14 protein-coding genes are annotated in these 18,156 nt (G+C 71.8%); 8 read left to right on the top strand and 6 right to left on the bottom strand.

What is annotated here, in order from left to right; all coding sequences use genetic code 11:
* Positions 1-12 precede the first annotated feature (12 nt).
* Complete coding sequence (locus tag ABZT17_RS17050) at positions 13-651, bottom strand: TetR/AcrR family transcriptional regulator (protein WP_356349386.1); 639 nt, start codon at positions 649-651, stop codon at positions 13-15.
* A 130-nt stretch (positions 652-781) separates the two neighbouring features.
* On the opposite strand from ABZT17_RS17050, the gene ABZT17_RS17055 reads away from it, so the two are divergent.
* The 3 genes from ABZT17_RS17055 (at position 782) to ABZT17_RS17065 (ending at position 3,576) form a co-directional block, all read left to right on the top strand.
* On the top strand, positions 782-1,408 hold the full coding sequence (locus ABZT17_RS17055; protein WP_356349388.1) for an alpha-ketoglutarate-dependent dioxygenase AlkB: 627 nt from the start codon (positions 782-784) through the stop codon (positions 1,406-1,408).
* 144 nt (positions 1,409-1,552) lie between these two features.
* On the top strand, positions 1,553-2,299 hold the full coding sequence (locus ABZT17_RS17060) for an MBL fold metallo-hydrolase (protein WP_356349390.1): 747 nt from the start codon (positions 1,553-1,555) through the stop codon (positions 2,297-2,299).
* Between the two features lie 41 nt (positions 2,300-2,340).
* Positions 2,341-3,576, top strand: a complete 1,236-nt coding sequence (locus tag ABZT17_RS17065) for a DUF4032 domain-containing protein (protein ID WP_356349392.1) — start codon at positions 2,341-2,343, stop codon at positions 3,574-3,576.
* A gap of 1 nt (position 3,577) precedes the next feature.
* On the opposite strand, the gene ABZT17_RS17070 is transcribed toward ABZT17_RS17065, so the two are convergent.
* Positions 3,578-4,450 (bottom strand): universal stress protein, encoded by an 873-nt coding sequence (locus ABZT17_RS17070; RefSeq protein ID WP_356349497.1) that lies wholly within the window; start codon positions 4,448-4,450, stop codon positions 3,578-3,580.
* 60 nt (positions 4,451-4,510) lie between these two features.
* Here ABZT17_RS17070 and ABZT17_RS17075 point away from each other — a divergent pair, with 60 nt between their 5' ends.
* The 5 genes from ABZT17_RS17075 to ABZT17_RS17095 all read left to right on the top strand — a co-directional run bounded on the left by ABZT17_RS17075 (position 4,511) and on the right by ABZT17_RS17095 (position 11,460).
* Positions 4,511-4,867 (top strand): VOC family protein, encoded by a 357-nt coding sequence (locus tag ABZT17_RS17075; protein WP_356349394.1) that lies wholly within the window; start codon positions 4,511-4,513, stop codon positions 4,865-4,867.
* A gap of 126 nt (positions 4,868-4,993) precedes the next feature.
* Positions 4,994-6,670 carry an FAD-dependent oxidoreductase gene (locus ABZT17_RS17080; RefSeq protein ID WP_356349396.1) on the top strand — a complete coding sequence of 559 codons (1,677 nt, stop codon included), beginning with the start codon at positions 4,994-4,996 and terminating at the stop codon, positions 6,668-6,670.
* Positions 6,667-8,124 (top strand): ATP-binding protein, encoded by a 1,458-nt coding sequence (locus ABZT17_RS17085; protein WP_356349398.1) that lies wholly within the window; start codon positions 6,667-6,669, stop codon positions 8,122-8,124. Before ABZT17_RS17080 ends, ABZT17_RS17085 begins: the two co-directional genes overlap by 4 nt.
* Positions 8,121-8,474, top strand: a complete 354-nt coding sequence (locus ABZT17_RS17090; protein WP_356349400.1) for a UBP-type zinc finger domain-containing protein — start codon at positions 8,121-8,123, stop codon at positions 8,472-8,474. The genes ABZT17_RS17085 and ABZT17_RS17090 overlap by 4 nt, the downstream gene beginning before the upstream one ends.
* Before the next feature lie 40 nt (positions 8,475-8,514).
* Positions 8,515-11,460, top strand: a complete 2,946-nt coding sequence (locus ABZT17_RS17095) for an AAA family ATPase (protein WP_356349402.1) — start codon at positions 8,515-8,517, stop codon at positions 11,458-11,460.
* Here the strand turns inward: ABZT17_RS17095 and ABZT17_RS17100 are convergent.
* The 4 genes from ABZT17_RS17100 to ABZT17_RS17115 are packed head-to-tail and all read right to left on the bottom strand — an operon-like array spanning position 11,457 to position 18,086.
* Positions 11,457-12,698, bottom strand: coding sequence for an SGNH/GDSL hydrolase family protein (locus tag ABZT17_RS17100; protein ID WP_356349404.1), 1,242 nt, complete (start codon positions 12,696-12,698; stop codon positions 11,457-11,459). The genes ABZT17_RS17095 and ABZT17_RS17100 overlap by 4 nt on opposite strands.
* Complete coding sequence (locus ABZT17_RS17105) at positions 12,695-15,049, bottom strand: glycoside hydrolase N-terminal domain-containing protein (protein WP_356349406.1); 2,355 nt, start codon at positions 15,047-15,049, stop codon at positions 12,695-12,697. Before ABZT17_RS17105 ends, ABZT17_RS17100 begins: the two co-directional genes overlap by 4 nt.
* Positions 15,050-15,069: 20 nt before the next feature.
* Entirely contained in the window at positions 15,070-16,872 is a 1,803-nt protein-coding gene (locus ABZT17_RS17110) for a carbohydrate-binding protein (RefSeq protein ID WP_356349408.1), read from the bottom strand.
* A 38-nt stretch (positions 16,873-16,910) separates the two neighbouring features.
* Positions 16,911-18,086: an ROK family transcriptional regulator gene (locus ABZT17_RS17115; RefSeq protein WP_356349411.1), complete on the bottom strand. Its 1,176-nt coding sequence runs from the start codon at positions 18,084-18,086 to the stop codon at positions 16,911-16,913.
* Positions 18,087-18,156 lie beyond the last annotated feature (70 nt).

Consider the following 18,156-nt stretch of genomic DNA (forward strand, 5'->3'; position numbering starts at 1 on the left):
CCGTTCCCTTTCTCAGTGAGCGCGCTGGGGGTTGTTGCCGCTGCCGTCGGTCAACAGCGCGGTGAGGAGCTGCTTCAGCCAGACGCGGGCGTGCTCGACGTCCTTGTCCAGCAGGAGTTGGGTGGTGACTCCGTCGTAGGCGGCGACCACGGCATGGGCCGCGCCGTCCACGTCGCCGAGGACGGCGGGCAGCCGGGGGAAGCCCTGGGCGCGGGCCAGCCGGTCGGCGACCGCCCGCCGCAGCCGTGCCCGGTGTTCGAGCAGCGTCTCGGCGACCTGTGCGTCGCGGGCGGCGTGCACCAGGAAGTCGGTCTTCACCAGGAGCCAGTCCAGGTCGAGGAGCAGCACCTCGGTGACCCGGTCCACGGCGGACGGTACGTCGAGGTCGGGGCCGTCCAGGGCCAGGGCGCCGGCGACCTGCTCGGCGATCAGGTCGGCGCGCTGCTGGTAGAGCGCGAAGAACAGCTCGTCCAGGCTGTCGAAGTTCGAGTAGAAGGCGCCCCTGCTGTATCCGGCGGCCTCACAGACCTCCTCGATGGAGACCCGTCCGAAGCCCTTGGCCGCAAACACCGCGAAGGCCGCGTCGAGCAGGTTCGCACGTGTGCGCACCCGGCGCCTGGTCACCCGCCGCGTCGTCTCCTCGACCGCCATACCGGTCCTCCGTTCGACAGGGGAGCCGTTCGATACGGGAATGTATCCGATACACCGATGTATCGAAAGGTCTCCCCACGCCCCCGAGATGCCTTGGGAACATATTTTCGATTAGGAGTACGCTGGAAGCATGACCAGGCACCTCCAGGGCTCGCTCTTCGACCAGACCGACGAGCTGCGTCTCGGCCCCCTCGACGGGATCCGGCGGACGCGGCTCGGGCGCGGCGCCTGGATCGACGTGCTGCCCGGATGGCTGGCCGGTTCGGACACGCTGTTCGAACAACTGGCCGCCGACGTGCCGTGGCGGGCGGAGCGCCGCGCCATGTACGACCACGTCGTGGACGTACCGCGGCTGCTGGCGTTCTACGGCGCGGGCGACCCCTTGCCGCATCCGGTGCTGGACGAGGCGCGGGCGGCGCTCAGCGCGCACTACGCCGACGAGCTGGGCGAACCCTTCACCACGGCCGGTCTGTGCCACTACCGCGACGGCCGGGACAGCGTGGCCTGGCACGGCGACCGGATCGGGCGCGGCGCACGGCAGGACACCATGGTCGCCATCCTCTCCGTGGGCGCCCCGCGCGATCTGCTGCTGCGCCCGGTGGGCGGGGGCGAGACACTCCGCCGGCCGCTGGGGCACGGAGATCTGATCGTCATGGGCGGCTCCTGCCAGCGGACCTGGGAGCACTGCGTACCCAAGAGCACACGGGCCTCGGGACCGCGCATCAGCATCCAGTTCCGCCCGCACGGCGTGCGCTGAGGCGGAGAGGCGGCCGCTTCGGGCGCACGCGGGGGCGGCCTCCGGCGGACGGTGCCGGAGGCCGCCCTTCCTCCTGCCGAAGGCGCCTGAGGTTGGCGCGGACCCGACGCCTCCGGTCGGGCCCCGGTCTGCTTTGCTGAGGCCATGCAGGCAGAGGTGCGGCAGATCGCCGACGGTATTCATCTGGTGCACGGCAGCAACACCAACTGGGTGGTCCTCGCGGACGGGGACGAGGTCACCCTGGTCGACACCGGCTATCTCGGGGACCGGCAGCAGCTGCTGGCCTCCCTCGCGGCGGTCGGCAGTGCGCCGGAGGCGGTCGCGGCCGTGCTGATCACCCACGCGCACAACGACCATCTGGGGTCCGCCGAGTTCCTGCGCTGCGCCTACGGCACGCCCGTCTATCTCCACGCGGCCGAGGTGCCGCACGCCCGGCGGGAGTTCCTGCAGCAGGTGAGCGTCGGGCAGGTGGTGCGCAACAGCTGGCGGCCGGGCGTGCTGCCGTGGGCGCTGCACACCCTGCGCGTCGGCGGCATGGCCGAGGTGCCCGTCGCGGCTTGCGAGGCGTTCCCCGTACCGGGCGCGCTCGACCTGCCGGGCCGGCCGGTCCCGGTGCACACACCGGGCCACACCGACGGGCATGTGGTCTTCCATCTGCCGGACGCCGGTGTGGTCGTCGCGGGTGACGCGATCGGCACCGCCCACCCCACCTCGCGCGTCCTGGGTCCGCAGCTGCTGCCCGACATGTTCCAGCACGAGCGCGCCCGGGCCGTGGCCTCGCTCGACGTGATCGCCGAACTGGAGGGCGAACTGCTGCTGCCCGGGCACGGGCCGGCCCACCGCGGTCCGATCCGTGAAGCGGCACTTCAGGCCAAGGAGCGCGCCCTTTAAGGTGAGGTGACGATCACCCGCGAGGCAAGGACACGCGAGCCATGGCACTGCAGATCAGCGCGACCAACCCGGAGCACCCCGCGCTCCTGCTGGCCCTGCCGTGGCATCTGCCGCTGGAGGAGTGGCCGGAGGAGTACCTGGTCCCGCTGCCGCGCGGCATCTCCCGCCACGTCGTCCGCTACGCCCGCGCCGGGGACGAGGTCATCGCCGTCAAGGAGCTCGCCGAACGGCCCGCGCTGCGCGAGTACGAGCTGCTGCGCGACCTGGACCGGCTCTCCATCCCCGCGGTCGATCCGCTGGCCGTGGTCACCGGCCGCACCGACGCCGAGGACGCCCCGCTGGAGCCGGTCCTGATCACCCGTCATCTGCGCGGATCACAGCCGTACCGCTCGATGTTCGAGACGACCATGCGGCCGGCCACCATGCACCGCCTCATGGACGCCCTCGCGGTCCTGCTGGTGCGCCTGCACCTGGCCGGGTTCGCGTGGGGCGACTGCTCCCTGTCCAACACCCTGTTCCGACGGGACGCCGGCGCCTACGCCGCCTACCTGGTGGACGCCGAGACCGGCGATCTGCACCCCCAGCTCAGCACCGGGCAGCGGGAGTACGACCTCGACCTCGCCCGCGTCAACATCAGCGGAGAGCTGCTGGACCTGGAGGCATCCGGGGCACTGCACCCGTCGGTGGACCCGGTCGAGTTCGGCATGGAGATCTGCGCGCGTTACGGCGCGCTGTGGGAGGAGCTGACCCGCACCTCCGTCTACCCGGCCGGCAAGTACCAGTACATCGAACACCGGATCCGCCGGCTGAACGACCTCGGCTTCGACGTGGCCGAGATGCAGATCGAGCACTCCTCGAACGGCGACACGGTCACCTTCGTGCCCAAGGTCGTCGACGCCGGTCACCACCAGCGCCAGCTCCTGCGCCTGACCGGCCTGGACGCCGAGGAGAACCAGGCCAGACGGCTGCTGAACGACCTGGAGAGCTGGATGGCCACCCAGGACGACCACGCCCCGGGCGACCCCCTCACCGCCCGCCCCGAGGTGCTGGCCCACCGCTGGGTGCGGGACGTCTTCCGGCCCACCGTGCGGGCGGTGCCGCTCGAACTGCGCGGCACCATGGACGCGGCCGAGATCTACCACGAGCTGCTGGAACACCGCTGGTACCTGTCCGAGCGGGCCCAGCACGACATCGGCCTGGACGTGGCCGTCGAGGACTACATCACGAACATCCTGCCCACGGCCCGCGAGACCCTGCAGCCCACCGTCGCCGAGTGACTCAGGTGTGCGGCACCACGGCCACCGGGCAGTCCGCGTGGTGCAGCACCCCGTGCGCCACCGAGCCGATCCGCGCGCCCACCGCCGTACGGCGGACGCGGCGGCCGACGACCATCAGCTGCGCCCGCGCGGCCACCGACAGCAGCACCTGCCCCGCGCTGCCGAGCTCCACGTGCTCGACCACGGGGACGTCCGGGAACCGCTCCCGCCACGGCTCGAGGGCCGCGCCGAGCGCCTTCCTCTCGTACGGCTCCAGTCCCCCGGCCTCGTCGAGGAGCTTCATGGAGGCCGGGCTGTAGGCGAACACCGGCGGCAGCGTCCAGGCCCGTACCGCCCGCACCGTGGCCCCGCGGGCGGCCGCGGTCTCGAACGCGAACCGCAGCGTCTCGGCGCTGTCGTCCGGCTCGCCCTGCTGGCCGACGACGATCTCGCGGCCCGCCGCCTCGGCCGAGGGCTGGTCCCCGGCCCGTACCAGGACCACCGGACGGGTCGCCTCGGCGATGACCTGCTGCCCGACCGACCCGAGCAGGAACCCGACGACCGGCCCGTGCCCGCGTGAGCCCAGCACCAGCAGTTCGGCCTCCGCCGCCGCGCCGACCAGCGCGTCCACCGTCTCCCCCGCCAGCAGGTCCGCGGTCACCTCCAGGCCGGAGTACCGCGCGGTGACTGCCCGGGCCGCCTCGGCGAGCGCGTCCCGCACCCAGCCCGCCTGCGTCTCCCGATCGGCGGCGTCGATCCCCTCGTACGGCTGGAACCGCCAGGCCTGCACCACCCGTAGCGGAAGTCCCCGGCGGACCGCCTCCCGGGCCGCCCAGTCCAGCGCGGCCAGGCTCTCCTCGGTTCCGTCGATCCCTGCGGTGATCGGGCGCGTCATGCGGTTGCCTCTCAGTGTCGTGGTCATGCCGTTCGCGACAGTCTTCTCTACTCTTGCCCCATGGCCTTGCAGTGGGAGCAGGTGATCGTGGACGCGGCCGATCCCGTCGCCCTCGGACGGTGGTGGACCGAGGCACTCGGGTGGGTCGTGGTCAATGACGCGGCCGACGAGTTCGAGATCCGGCCCGAGAAGGACCGGATGCCGGGACTGCTGTTCGTGCCGGTGCCCGAAGCCAAGACGACCAAGAACCGGCTGCATCTGGACTTCCGGCCCGACGACCGGGACGCGGAGGTGACCCGGCTGCTCGCCCTCGGAGCGCGGCGCGCGGACGTCGGGCAGGCCGGTGACGAGTCCTGGGTGGTGCTGACGGACCCGGAGGGCAACGAGTTCTGCGTGCTCGGTTCACGGCGGAGCTGAACCGGGGTGATCTTGGTCGCCCGGAGCCTTATCCGGAGCGAACCGGGGCGATCGAACATACGATGGGCGGGAGTCGGCGCGGTACGGGGATGCCGTGCCGTCATTCCGACCTCGGGGTGGAGACGTATGGCCCAGGCGTCCGACGCAGCGCGGACCGTGATCATGACCGTGGACGACGATCCGGGAGTGTCCCGGGCCGTCGCCCGGGACCTGCGGCGGCGCTACGGCGAGTCCTACCGCGTGGTGCGCGCGGAGTCCGGCGAGTCCGCGCTGGACGCGCTGCGCGAGCTGAAGCTGCGCGGTGACCTGGTGGCGGTGATCCTGGCCGACTACCGCATGCCCCAGATGAACGGCATCGAGTTCCTCGAACAGGCCCTGGACGTCTATCCGGGCGCCCGGCGCGTCCTGCTGACGGCGTACGCGGACACGAACGCGGCGATCGACGCGATCAACGTCGTCGACCTCGACCACTATCTGCTCAAGCCCTGGGACCCTCCGGAGGAGAAGCTCTATCCGGTCCTGGACGACCTCCTGGAGGCGTGGCGGTGCAGTGACTTCCGGCCGGTGCCCAGCACCAAGGTCGTCGGTCACCGCTGGTCGGCGCGCTCGTCGGACGTACGGGAGTTCCTGGCCCGCAACCAGGTGCCCTACCGCTGGTACTCGGCCGACGAACCGGAGGGCAGACGGCTGCTCTCCGCCGCCGGACAGGACGGGAACCGGCTGCCCCTGGTGATCACCCCGGACGGCGATCCGCTGGTCGAGCCCGAGGCACCCGAACTGGCCGCGCGGGTGGGCCTCGCGACGACACCGGCGGAGGACTTCTACGACCTCGTCGTGATCGGCGGCGGGCCGGCCGGGCTCGGGGCCGCCGTGTACGGCGCCTCCGAAGGCCTGCGGACCGTGCTGGTGGAGCGCTCGGCGACCGGCGGACAGGCCGGACAGAGCTCACGGATCGAGAACTACCTCGGCTTCCCCGACGGCGTCTCCGGCGCCCAGCTCACCGACCGGGCACGGCGGCAGGCGGCGAAGTTCGGCGCCGAGATCCTCACCGCGCGCGAGGTGACGGGCCTGGAGGCCAACGGGGCCGCGCGGACCGTGCGGTTCTCGGACGGTTCGGCGGTCGCCGCGCACAGCGTGATCCTGGCGACCGGTGTCTCCTACCGGCAGCTGGAGGCACCCGGCTGCGACGACCTCACCGGCTGCGGGGTGTTCTACGGTTCGGCGCTGACCGAGGCGTCCTCCTGCCAGGGCCACGACGTGTACATCGTCGGCGGCGCCAACTCCGCCGGACAGGCCGCGATGTACCTGTCCCGGGGCGCCAAGTCCGTGACGCTGCTGGTGCGCGGGCCCGACCTGTCCGCGTCGATGTCGTACTACCTGATCCAGCAGATCGACGAGGCGCCCAACATCTCGGTCCGCGCGCGTACCGTCGTCGAGTCGGCGCACGGCTCGGGCCGTCTGGAGCAGCTCACCCTGCGCGACGTGGACACCGGCGAGACCGAACTCGTCGACGCGCAGTGGATGTTCGTGTTCATCGGCGCGGCCCCGCTGACCGGCTGGCTGGACGGCACGGTGCTGCGCGACGAGCACGGGTTCATCCTGGCCGGACCCGACCTCACCGCCGACGGACGTCCGCCGGCGAGCTGGGAGCTGGACCGGGCGCCGTACCACCTGGAGACCAATGTCCCCGGCGTGTTCGTGGCGGGCGACGCGCGCGCCGAGTCCGCCAAGCGCGTCGCGTCCGCCGTCGGAGAGGGAGCCATGGCCGTGATGCTCGTCCACCGGTATCTGGAGCAGTCGTGAGCGGCCGGCTGATGCCGTGCGACGCGGCGGAGATAGGGTCGCTGTTCCTGTTCGAGAAACTCGACCCCGTCCAGCTGGGGCAGTTGTGCGCCGCGGGCCGGGTCGAGCTCTTCGAGCCCGGTCCGGTCTACGCCGAGGGTGACCCCGCCACCTGCTTCTACGTCATGATCGAGGGCACGGTCGTCCTGTCCCGTCGTGTCGGCGGCGACGACGTGGAGGTCACCCGCACCTCCCAGAGCGGGGTCTACGCGGGGTCCATGCAGGCCTACCTCGGGGACCGGGTCCCCCAGGTCTACAACAACTCCATGCGGGTCACCGAGCCGACCCGGTTCTTCGTGCTGCCCGGTGAGAAGTTCTCGGACTTCATGCAGGAGTGGTTCCCGATGGCGGTCCATCTGCTGGAGGGGCTCTTCTTCGGTTCCAAGAGCACCCAGCGGGCGATCGGTCAGCGCGAACGGCTGCTGGCCCTCGGCTCGTTGTCGGCGGGCCTGACACACGAGCTCAACAACCCCGCCGCCGCGGCCGTCCGGGCCACCGCGACCCTGCGGGAGCGGGTGGGCAAGATGCGGCACAAGCTCGCCGTCATCGCGCAGGGCAACTACGCCCCCGAGGTCATGGCGAACCTCATCGACATCCAGGAACGCACCGCCGAACGCGTCGCCAAGGCACCGGCGCTGAGCCCGCTGGAGGCGTCCGACCGGGAGGACGAACTCAGCGACTGGCTCGACGACCACGACATCCAGGACGGCTGGCGGATCGCACCGACCTTCGTCCAGGCGGGCCTGGACGTGGACTGGCTCGACCACATCGCGGCCTGCGTGGACGAGGAGATCCTGCCGAACGCCATCGGCTGGCTCAACTACACCGTCGAGACCGAGCTGTTGATGGACGAGATCAACGACTCCACCGACCGCATCTCGCACCTCGTCGACGCCGCCAAGCAGTACTCGCAGCTGGACCGGGCGCCGTACCAGGTCGCCGACGTCCACGAACTCCTCGACAGCACCCTGCTGATGCTCTCCGGGAAGATCGGGCAGAGCATCGAGGTCGTCAAGGACTACGACCGTACGCTCCCGAAGATCCCCGCCTACCCGGCGGAGCTCAACCAGGTGTGGACCAACCTGATCGACAACGCGGTCTCCGCCATCAACAGCGCGGGCGGCGAAGGTACGTTGACGGTTCGGACGGCGCTGGAGCACGAGCAGCTGCTGGTGGAGTTCCGGGACACCGGGCCAGGGGTGCCCCAGGAGATCCGCGGCCGTATCTTCGATCCGTTCTTCACCACCAAGCCGGTGGGTGAGGGCACGGGGCTCGGGCTGGACATCTCCTGGCGGATCGTGGTCAACAAGCACCACGGCACGCTTCAGGTGGAGTCCGAGCCCGGCGACACACGCTTCCAGGTCCTGCTACCGCTGACGGCCGCGGCCGACGAGACACCCAAGGAGTCCGAATGAGCAGCGCCGACGGAATCGATCCGAGCGTTTTGCCGAGCGGCAGCGGGTGTGTGGAGTGCGACGCGGCGGGCGGGTGGTGGTTCCATCTGCGGCGCTGTGCCCAGTGCGGGCACATCGGGTGTTGTGACGACTCCCCCTCGAAGCACGCGACCGCGCACTTCCGGGAGACGGGGCATCCGGTGATCCGCAGTTTCGAGCCGGGTGAGGGATGGTTCTGGGACTTCTCGAGTTCGCAGTTGTACGAGTCGGGGCCCGAACTCGCTCCACCGGTCAGTCATCCGGCGGATCAGCCCACGCCGGGGCCCGCCGGGCGGGTGCCGGCGGACTGGGCCCGGGTACTGCGGTCGTAGATCCAGAAGTGCTGTCAGTGGCGCGTGCCAGGATGTATGGGTGACTGAGAGCGTCTTCAACAGCCCGTTGGTCGGTCGTGGCGAGGAGGTCGGACGGCTGGTCGAGGTGCTGGAGCGTGCCCGGCGGGGCGAGGCGGGAGCCGTGCTCGTGGCGGGGGACGCCGGGGTGGGCAAGACGCGGGTGCTCGGGGAGGTCGCGGGGCGGGCCGTCGGGGCCGGGATGACCGTGGTGGTCGGGCACTGTGTCGATCTCGGTGATGTGGGGCTGCCGTATCTGCCGTTCACGGAGATCCTCGGGGTGCTCGCCGGGGACGAGCGGTTCGCCGGTGTCCTGGACGCGCATCCTGTCGTGGGGCGGCTGCTCGGCTCGGGCGTGGACTCGGGCGGACGGCTGGAGCTCTTCGAGGGCATGGCCGCGCTGCTCGCCGACGTCGCCGATCACTCGCCCCTGCTGGTGATCCTCGAGGATCTGCACTGGGCGGACCAGTCGTCCCGGGATCTGCTGCGGTTCCTGCTCAGCCGGGGCATTCTGCAGCGGTCCGCGGGCGGTACCCCGACCCATCGGCTCGGTCTCCTCGCCTCCTACCGGGCCGATGACCTGCACCGGCGGCATCCGCTGCGGCCCCTGCTGGCCGAGCTGGTGCGGCTGCCGGCGGTGGAGCGGCTGGAGCTGCGCCCCCTGCCCGACGGGGAGGTGGCCCGGCTGGTGCGGGCCGTACAGGACCGTCCGCTGCCGGATGCCACCATCCTGCGCATCGTCGAGCGGGCCGAGGGCAACGCCTTCTACGCCGAGGAACTCGTCGCGGCGACGGACGCGGAGGAGGGCGGGGTGCCGAGCGGGCTGGCCGATGTCCTGCTCATCCGGGTCGAGCAGCTGTCGGACACCGCCCAGCAGGTGCTGCGCACCGCCGCCGTCGCGGGGCGGCGGGTGGAACACGAGGTGCTGCGGGCGGCCGTCGGACTGCCCGAGGAGGAGCTGGAGTCCGCGCTGCGCGAGGCGATCGGGCGGCAGCTGCTGGTTCCCGGTGCCGGGGACACCTACGCCTTCCGGCACGCCCTGACCCGCGAGGCGGTCTACGCGGACCTGCTGCCGGGGGAACGGGCCCGGCTGCACGGCACCTTCGCCCGGCTGCTCGTGGGGCGGGGTCAGCCGGGTGAGACCGCCGCCGAGCGCGCCCACCACTACCGCGAGAGCCATGACCTGGCGGAGGCGCTCGCCGCCTCGCTGGAGGCCGCCGGTCACGCCCAGCGGGTGGGCGCGCCCGCCGAGGAGCTGCGCCATCTGGAGACCGCGCTCGACCTGTGGGCCTCGGTGGACGCGGCGGCCCGGCCCTCGGGCGAGGGCGTCGACCGGATCACGCTCACCCTGCGCGCCTCGGCGGCGGCCGCGCACGCCGGTGACTCGCATCGCGCGGTGGCGCTCAACCGGGCCGCGCTCGCGGGCATCGGTCAGGACGCGGACTCCGAACTCGCCGCCCGGGTGCGCTACACACTGGCCGGCAATCTGATGAGCGTCGACAACCTCACGGCCGCCTTCGCCTACAGCAGCGAGGCCCTCGCGCTGATCCCCGCCGAGCCGCCGACGAGGACCTGGGTGTGGGCCGCGGCCACCCATGTGATGGCCGCCCGGCACATCGGCGAGAACGAGACCGCGGTACGGGTCGCCCGGGAGGCGCTGCGGGTGGCGGAGCGGCTGGGGGTGCCGGACGCGCAGGCCGATCTCCTGATCTCCCTGGCGATCCTGGAGGGCGGCGGCCGGCGCTCGCCCGAGGGGCGCGAGCGCCTGAAGGAGGCCCGCGAGCTGGCCCGGCGGGCGGGGAACGCGCCGGTGGAGATGCGCGCCCTGTTCAACCTCGCCGTGGGCTGCTTCGAGTCCGGCGACCTGGAGGCTTGTCTGCCGTGGGTGACCGAGGGGCTGGACCGGGCCCGGCGGGCCGGACTGCTGTCGTCGCCGTATCCGCTGGAGATCCGGTATCTGCACCTGCTGGTGCTGTACACGCTGGGCCGCTGGGACGAGTGCGTCCGGGCCGCGGCCACCGACGCGGCGGTACTGCCCGCGGCGGGCGGCTATGCGCTGGCGCCTGCCCTCTATGTGGCCCTGGCCCGAGGTGACCTGGGAGCCGCCGAGCGCGCCGAGGCACTGCTGAAGGGGCCTTTCGACTGGATGGCCACGCTGGTCGCGGAGATCGCGCTGACCGAGGCGGCCGTGCTGCGGGGAGATCCCGAGGAGGCGGTGCGGCGGACGCGGGCCGCGGTGCGGGCCCTGACCGACGAGTCGGGGGCCCGGCCCTACGCCTCGGTGCGGCTGGCGGCGCTCGCGCTGTCGGCGGTGGCCGACGCGGCGGCGGAACTGCGCCTCGGCGGCGACGGTTCGCAGCGCTGGAAGGAAACCGCCGACGAGATGATCGAGCTGGCCCGCGAGACGGCGGGCAGCGACGAGAACGGCACGCCCCAGGGCCCGGAGGGACAGGCCTGGCTGGCCCGCGCCGAGGCGGAGTGGGCGCGCGCCGTGTCCGGACCGGACCCGGCGGCCTGGGAGAAGGCGGTGGCCGCGTTCGGGTACGGGGACGTCTACGAGCGGCTGCGCTGCCAAGTGGGCCATGTGGAGGCCCTGTTGGCGGCCGAGCGCCGGGAGGAGGCGGCCGCCGGGGCGAGTGAGGCGCGTGCGGTGGCCAAGCGGCTCGCGGCGGCGCCCGTGCTGGAGCGGCTGGACGGGCTGATACGCCGGGGCCGCCTCGCCGACGAGCCCACGGACAACACCCGCACCTCGCCGCTCACCGCCCGCGAGCAGGACGTGCTGCGGCTGCTCGCCCTCGGCCGCAGCAACCGGCAGATCGGTGAGGAGCTGTACATCACCGGCAAGACGGCGAGCGTGCATGTGTCCAACATCCTGGCCAAGTTGGGCGCGACGAGCCGTACGGAGGCGGTGGCGATCGCCTACCGGCAGGGCCTCGTCGCACCCGGGTCCGTCGCACCCGGGTTCTAGGGCCCCCCTTCGCAGTCGAGGTTCCTGAGGTCGACCGCGTCGGCCATCGCCGCCATGCCCTTGTCGTCGGGGTGCAGATGGTCGCCGCCGTCGAAGAAGGGCAGGATGCGCTCGGGGTCGTAGGGGCTGCGCAGGACGCGGTCGAAGTCGGTGACGGCGTCGAAGTCGTCGCTGCCGCGGAGGTAGGTGTTGACCTCCTGGCGTACGGCCTCGGCGGCCGGGTCCCATTCGGACCAGCCCTTGAAGGGGCCGACCGTGGAGACGACGACGCACTTGCCCGCCGCGTGGGCTCGCGCGGCGATCTCGCGGTAGCCGGTGATCAGGTCCTGGGCGGTGACCCCGGTATGGGCCTTGATGTCGTTGACGCCCTCGAAGAGGAAGACGGTACGGACACCCGGCAGGGAGAGGACATCGCGCCCGAGGCGGTTCAGGGCGCTCTGTCCGGCGCCGTCCGCGAGCACCCTGTTGCCGGAGATCCCCTCGTCGGCGACGCCCTTGACGTCCGTGTCGCTCTTCCGCAGCCGGCGTGCGAGGTAGTCGGGCCAGCGGCGGTCGAGGTCGCTGGTGGACTGCCAGCCGTCGGTGATGGAGTCGCCGAGGGCGACGACGGCGCCGGTGCCCGCGGGTGGTCGTACGGAGACGGCGTCGAGATAGGTCCAGGAGCCCGTGGTCCCGGTCCAGTCGTCGGCGCCCTCCTCGGCGGTGGGGTCGCCCTGGGCGGTGTACGACGTCTGCATGGCCATCCAGTGGCCGGTCGCCGGGCCCGCCGCGTCTGGAGAGTGGATGCTGATCACGAGGTCGGTGGCGGCGGGCAGCCGGCCGGGCAGGGGGTCGCTGAGCGCCATGGCACCGGCGGGGACGGTGACCGACCGGGCGCCGTCGAAGGTCAGGGCGCGGTTGCTGCCCGGGACGAGTGCGGCGCCGGTCCGCCGGATGCCGGCGTAGGCGCTGTCGAAGGTCACCGGCCGGTCCCCGAAGGCGTTGGAGAGCCGGATGCGCAGACCGGCGCCGCCGACACTGGTGTGCACGACGAGGCGATAGGCGCGGTCGGCGACGCCGTCGCCCATCCGGTCGGCGCTCGCGCCCCAGGTGACGACGTCATGGCGGTCGAGGGGTTCGCCCCGTACGGCGAACCCGGGCCGGATGTCGGCCGCGTGCACCGGTGCCGCCTGGACCGCGCCGGCCAGGACGAGCAGCGCGGCCGTCCGGGCGGCCCGGGCGAATCGGGCCCTCGTCATGTGAAGTCCTGGAGGATCATCGATGCGCCGGGTTCCACGGTCACCGTCCGGGATGCGCCGCCGTACGCCACTGTCGTGGTGCGCCCGCCCACGCTGCGGATACGTACCTCGGTCGGCTTCCCGTGCTTCCAGCTCAGGTCGACGACGAATCCGCCGCGCGCCGGGGCTCCGGTGAGGGACCCGGCGGCGGCCCAGGCGTCGGGGAGGGCCGGGAGGAGTTCCAGATGGCCGGGGCGGGAGTAGAGGAGCATCTCGGTGACCGCGGCGGGGGTGCCGAAGTTGGCGTCGATCTGGAAGACGCCGTGGTGCGGCCCGAGTTGGTAGATGTCGAAGAGGTTGGGGGCGGTACCGTTGCCGCCGTCGGCCGACGGACGGAGGTTGTTCACGATCAGCTGGTAGGCGCGGTCGGCGTTCTTGAGGCGGGCCCAGCACAGGCTGCGCCAGGCGTTGGCCCAGCCGAAGCTCTCCATGCCGCGCGCGGTGAGCAGGGCGGTGGCGCCGGTGACGATGTCGGCCGGGGTGGAGCCGTCGGGGCGGATGCGGTCGCCGGGGAACAGGCCGATGAGCGGGGAGAGATGGCGGTGGGTGGTCTCCCCCAGGTTGTCGGGCGACATCCACTCCTCCAGCCAGCCGGTCTTCGGACTGACCTGGGGCAGATGGAGCCGTTTGCGGAGGCCGGCGACGGTGTCCGCGTAGGCGCTGTCCTTCTTGATCTCGGCCGCCGCGACACAGTAGTTGCCGAAGAGCGCCCAGACCAGTTCCTGGGCGTAGGTGATCCCCTTGGCGTCGAGCGGTCCCTGCTCGGGTGACCAGTCGCTGTCGGCGATCAGGACCTCCTTGGAGGTGCCCGGGAGGGTGGTCGTCAGCAGCCGGGCCTCCCAGAACTCGCAGGCGCCCTTGAGCAGGGGGTAGATCTTCTCCAGATGGGAGCGCGAGCGGGTGAACTCGTAGTGTTCCCAGAGGGTGTTGCACAGCCAGGCGTTGCCCGCCGGATGCCACCACCAGCCGCCTCCGCCGTGGGGGTTGGTGGAGATGGCGACGGTCCAACCGGCGTTCTTCCCGGACGAGTTGCGGTAGCGGTTGCGGGGGTCGTTGAACAGGCGGCGGGTCAGGTCGGTCCATGAGGGCATCTGAGCGACGCAGTAGTCGGTGAAGGCGTCGAAACAGGAGGACAGGCCCGCGCGGTCGGCCATCCAGTAGTTCATCTGGATGTTGATGTCGGTGTGGTAATCCCCCATCCAGGCGGGGTCGTTGCCGTCCAGCCACAGGCCCTGCAGCCCCAGCGGCAGGCTGCCGCGGGAACCGGAGATCATCAGGTAGCGGCCGAACTGCACATAGGCCGCTTCGAGTTCGGGATCGGGCACGCCGTCCCGGGCGCGGGCGGTGATCCGCTCCCAGGTGTCCAGGGAGCGCTGCTCGGCGCTGGACTCTCCCAGCGAGAGGTCGAACCTCCCGAACAGGGCACGATGGTCGGCGACATGGGTGCGCAGCAGGGTGTCCGCCGAGTGGGCGGCCGCGTCGCGGACCTTGGCGCGGGCGAGCCGCAGCGGGTCGAGGGACGGGTCGCGGTAGCCCTTGGCCGCGTCCGGCGCGTAGTCGGTGCCGCCCGTGACGACCACGGTGAGTTCCTCGCAGCCCGAGAAGGCGATCCGCGTCCCGCTGACGGCGACCCGGCCTCCCCTGCCGTGGGCGGTGACGGCGGCCCCGTACTTCAGACCGTTGGGAAACGCGGCGCCGAAGGAGGTCGCGGCCTCCTCCCCATGGGTGCCCCGCAGCTGCACCGTGCCGGTGTAGCTGCCGCCGCCGCTCTGGGTGAAGTGCAGGACGATCACGTCGTCGGGCCGGCTCGCGAAGATCTGCCGCCGGTACGTCACCCCCGAGCGGAGGTACGACGTCGTCACCACGCCCTGGGCGAGGTCGAGGGTGCGGCGGTAGCCGGAGACGGCGCCGAGGTCGTGGTCGGGGATGTCGACGGTGAGCCGGGCGAGCAGGGTGAGCGAGCCGAAGTCGTCGCGGCCGTAGGGGAACTGGCCGTCGGCGTCGAGGGTGTCGTTGAGGCCCCCGGTCCACATGGTGGCGTCGGTGAGGAGGAGGAGTTCACGGCCGGGGTCGTTGCTCGCGAGGGCGCCGAGGCGGCCGTTGCCGACGGGGAGGCCCTGTTCGATCATCGAGGTGTCGTCGGCGGGGGCCTGCCACCACAGGGTGTGGTGTGCACTCGCCGGTGAGTCGGCGGGGCGCTCGGGGGCGGCCGTGGCGGTGAAGGCGGGCAGGCCGGCGAGGGCCGCTGCGGTGGCCGTGGCCAGGGCGAGCAGGTCGCGTCTGGGCAGATGGGAGGGGTGTTCGGGGGTCATAGCGGCTCCTGGTGGGTCGTTCAGGACGACTGGGGGACGTCGATCCGGTCGATGTCAGGTGCGTAGCTGTTGCCGCTGTCGAAGGTGATCGTGTTGGAGCCGGCCTTGAGGGTCAACGGGACGGTGACCGTTTCGGCCGTGCCCCAGTCGCCGGTGGACGGGAACCTGTGGGTGGTCGCGCCGCCGTCGTCGGTGGAGACGGCGACCGAGCGGGCATCCCCGCTGACGTAGGCGATCCTGACCTGGTAGGTGCCGGCCTTGGGGACGACGATGTCGTTGAAGGTGAGCTTTCCGCCGAGGTAGAGGTTGCCGACCTTCTTTCCGCCGGAGCACGCCGAGCAGTCGGCGACGGAGGCATTGCCGGCGAGGGTGTTGGCGGAGGACTCGGCCTGGTAGCCGGTGAAGGCGAGGGCACCGCCGTGCGGGGTGACGGTGAACAGGCGGGAGCCGTGGGCGGGCAGGGCCTCGGTGACCTTGTCCTTGAGGCTGCCGAGGTTCTCGTGGTTCCACAGGTCGCGCACGGACGCCGTGCCGGTGAAGCCGAGGGAGGCCCAGGAGGCGGAGACGGCGGCGGGGCTGCCGGCGAGGTTGAACAGGGCGACGGTGTAGCTGCCGTCGGGGTTCCTCGCCGCCCACACCTGCTGCGGGTCGGACGGGGTGAGGGGGCGTGCAGGCGGGGTGGCGCCCTGGTCGAGGGCGATGACTTCCCTGTTGGTCAGGAGGGAGAGGCCGTAGGAGTCGAGTCGGGTGAGGTCGTCGCCGGTGAAGAGCGGGGACTTGGCGATGGCCCACAGGGTGGCGTAGCTCTGCCGCTCGGCCTTGGTGAGGCCGTCCATCTCGCCGTTGCCGACGTCGAGGGAGTCGAGGTCGTTCCAGCCGCCGGGACCGGCGTACCTCGTCCAGCCGGGGGTGTCGTCCCAGCGGTCGTCGACGGAGTTCTCCCAGCTGACGAGGGTGTTGCAGTAGCACTCGACGTCGGTGTCGATGCGCCAGCCGTTGGAGTACTTCTTCCAGTCGGCGGCGTGTCCGATGTCCAGGGACCAGGAGAGTTCCAGGTGGATCGGACGGCCCGTCGCGGCGATCGCCCTGTTCCAGGCGGCCACGTCGGCAACGTTGTCGTACTGGTCGCCGCTCTTGCCGGAGCCGGGCCCGACTCCGTCGAGCTTGAGGAAGTCGTAGCCCCAGCCGGCGATCGACCGGGCCTGGGAATCGATGTACTTCTGGGTGCAGGGGCGGGAGAAGTCGAGCTTGTAGGAGCTGTCCCAGCCGTTGGTGGTGCGCAGGTCGCCGTAGACGATGTCGGCGGTGGTGCAGCCGTCGGCGTTCCAGATGGGGGTCTTCCCGTCGCCGTAGGCCTCCTTCTCCAGGCCGGCGGGGAGATAGATGCCGGCCTTCAGACCCTTGGAGTGGATGCGGTCGGCGACGGCCTTCATACCGCTGGGGAAGCGCTTCGGGTCGGCCTGCTGGCGTCCGTACGGGTCGTACTCGGGCTTCCAGGCGTTGTCGCGCCACCAGCCGGCGTCGATGTCGACGTACTCGTAGCCGAACTTCTTCAGCCTGGCGGCCAGCGCGTCGGTCTGCTTGGTGATGTTCGCCTCGGTGAGGTAGCTGTAGTCGCCGTCCGGGTTGAGGCCGGGGTACTTGGACGACTGCATGCTCCAACTCGACCAGCCCATATAGGGCTTGGCGGCGAGTGGCGGGGTGTCGGAGGAGTCGGCGTGGGAAGCGGGGGCCACGGTGACGGCGCCTGCGGCGAGGGCCAGGACCGCGGCGGCTCTCAGGACGCGGCGTGCGGGCATGACGACGTACGAGGGCGACCGCATGGGTCTTACCTCCAGGGAGAGTGGGATCAGCGGCTCGGTCAGGGGTGAGCTGGGGAGATGAAGGACTGGATCGCGGTGGCGGCGGCCCCGCGGGCCCACTCCTCGAAGGGCAGCGGGCGTGTCCGTACGTCGCACTGGGCGGCGGAGCCGAAGGCGGCGGCGGTGAAGGTGTCGCGGATCTGCTCGGCGAAGAGGTCGTGGGCGGCGAGCCCCTCACCGGAGATGATCACGCGTTCGGGACCGAGGAGGTTGGCGACGGTGGCGATACCACGGCCGATGGCCTCGCCGGCGCGGGCGTAGACCTCGCGGGCACCGGGCACTCCGCGGCGGGCGAGGTCGACGGCCTCGGTGGCGTCGCCGACGTCGGCGCCCGTGGCCTCGCGGATCTGGCGGACGATGGCCGCTTCCCCCGCGATCGCCTCCACACAGCCGCGGTTGCCGCAGTGGCAGGGCGGCCCGGCCGGGTCCACGGTGACATGGCCGATCTCGCCGGCCACTCCATGGGCTCCGGCGACGACCCGGCCGTGCACGACGAGGCCGCAGCCGATGCCGGCGCCGACGGTCACCACGGCGAAGTCGGACAGGCCCACCCCGGCGCCGAACCACTGCTCGGCCACGGTGAGGGCGCGGACGTCGTTGTCGACGGTGACCGGCAGCCCCGTGGTCATGGCGGCGAGTCCGGCGAGCGGGACGTCGTGCCAGTCGAGAAAGGGCGAGTAGCGGACCACTCCCTCGGCGCGGTCCACGTCTCCGGAGAGGGCGATGCCCAGGCCGTGCACACCGACTCCCAACGCGGTGGCCTCGGCGAGGAGTTGGCCGACGAGTTCCGAGACGGCCGCGAGGACGGCCCCCGGGTCGCGACCGGTGAGCCGCAGTCGCCGTTCCGCCCTGACGCGGCAGCGCAGATCGGCCAGTACGGCGATGATCTCGTCGCCGGTCACCTTGATCCCGAGGAACAGTGCCCGTCCGCCGTGGACCCGTACGGGGTTGGCGGGCCGGCCGAGTGCCGGGCGGGTCTCGTCGGCCGCGTCCTCCACCAGGTATCCCGCCTCGATCAGCGGCTTGACGGCCTTGGTGACGGCGGCCGGGGACAGCCCCGCCCGGCGGGCCACCTCCAGCCGGGTCAGGGGCCCTTGGGAGAGGACCGTGGTGAAGATCTGCGAGGCGGCCGGCGTGTTCGCCGGGAACGTCTCGACACGAGGGGTCGGGCGCATGGCCGGAAACCTAGAGGCCTTCTTTTCCGCCGTCAATAAAAGAAGCAGGATTCGTCTGTGCGGGGACTGT

The organism is Streptomyces sp. NPDC005648 (assembly GCF_040605395.1).
In the GTDB taxonomy this organism is placed as follows: Bacteria; Actinomycetota; Actinomycetes; order Streptomycetales; family Streptomycetaceae; genus Streptomyces.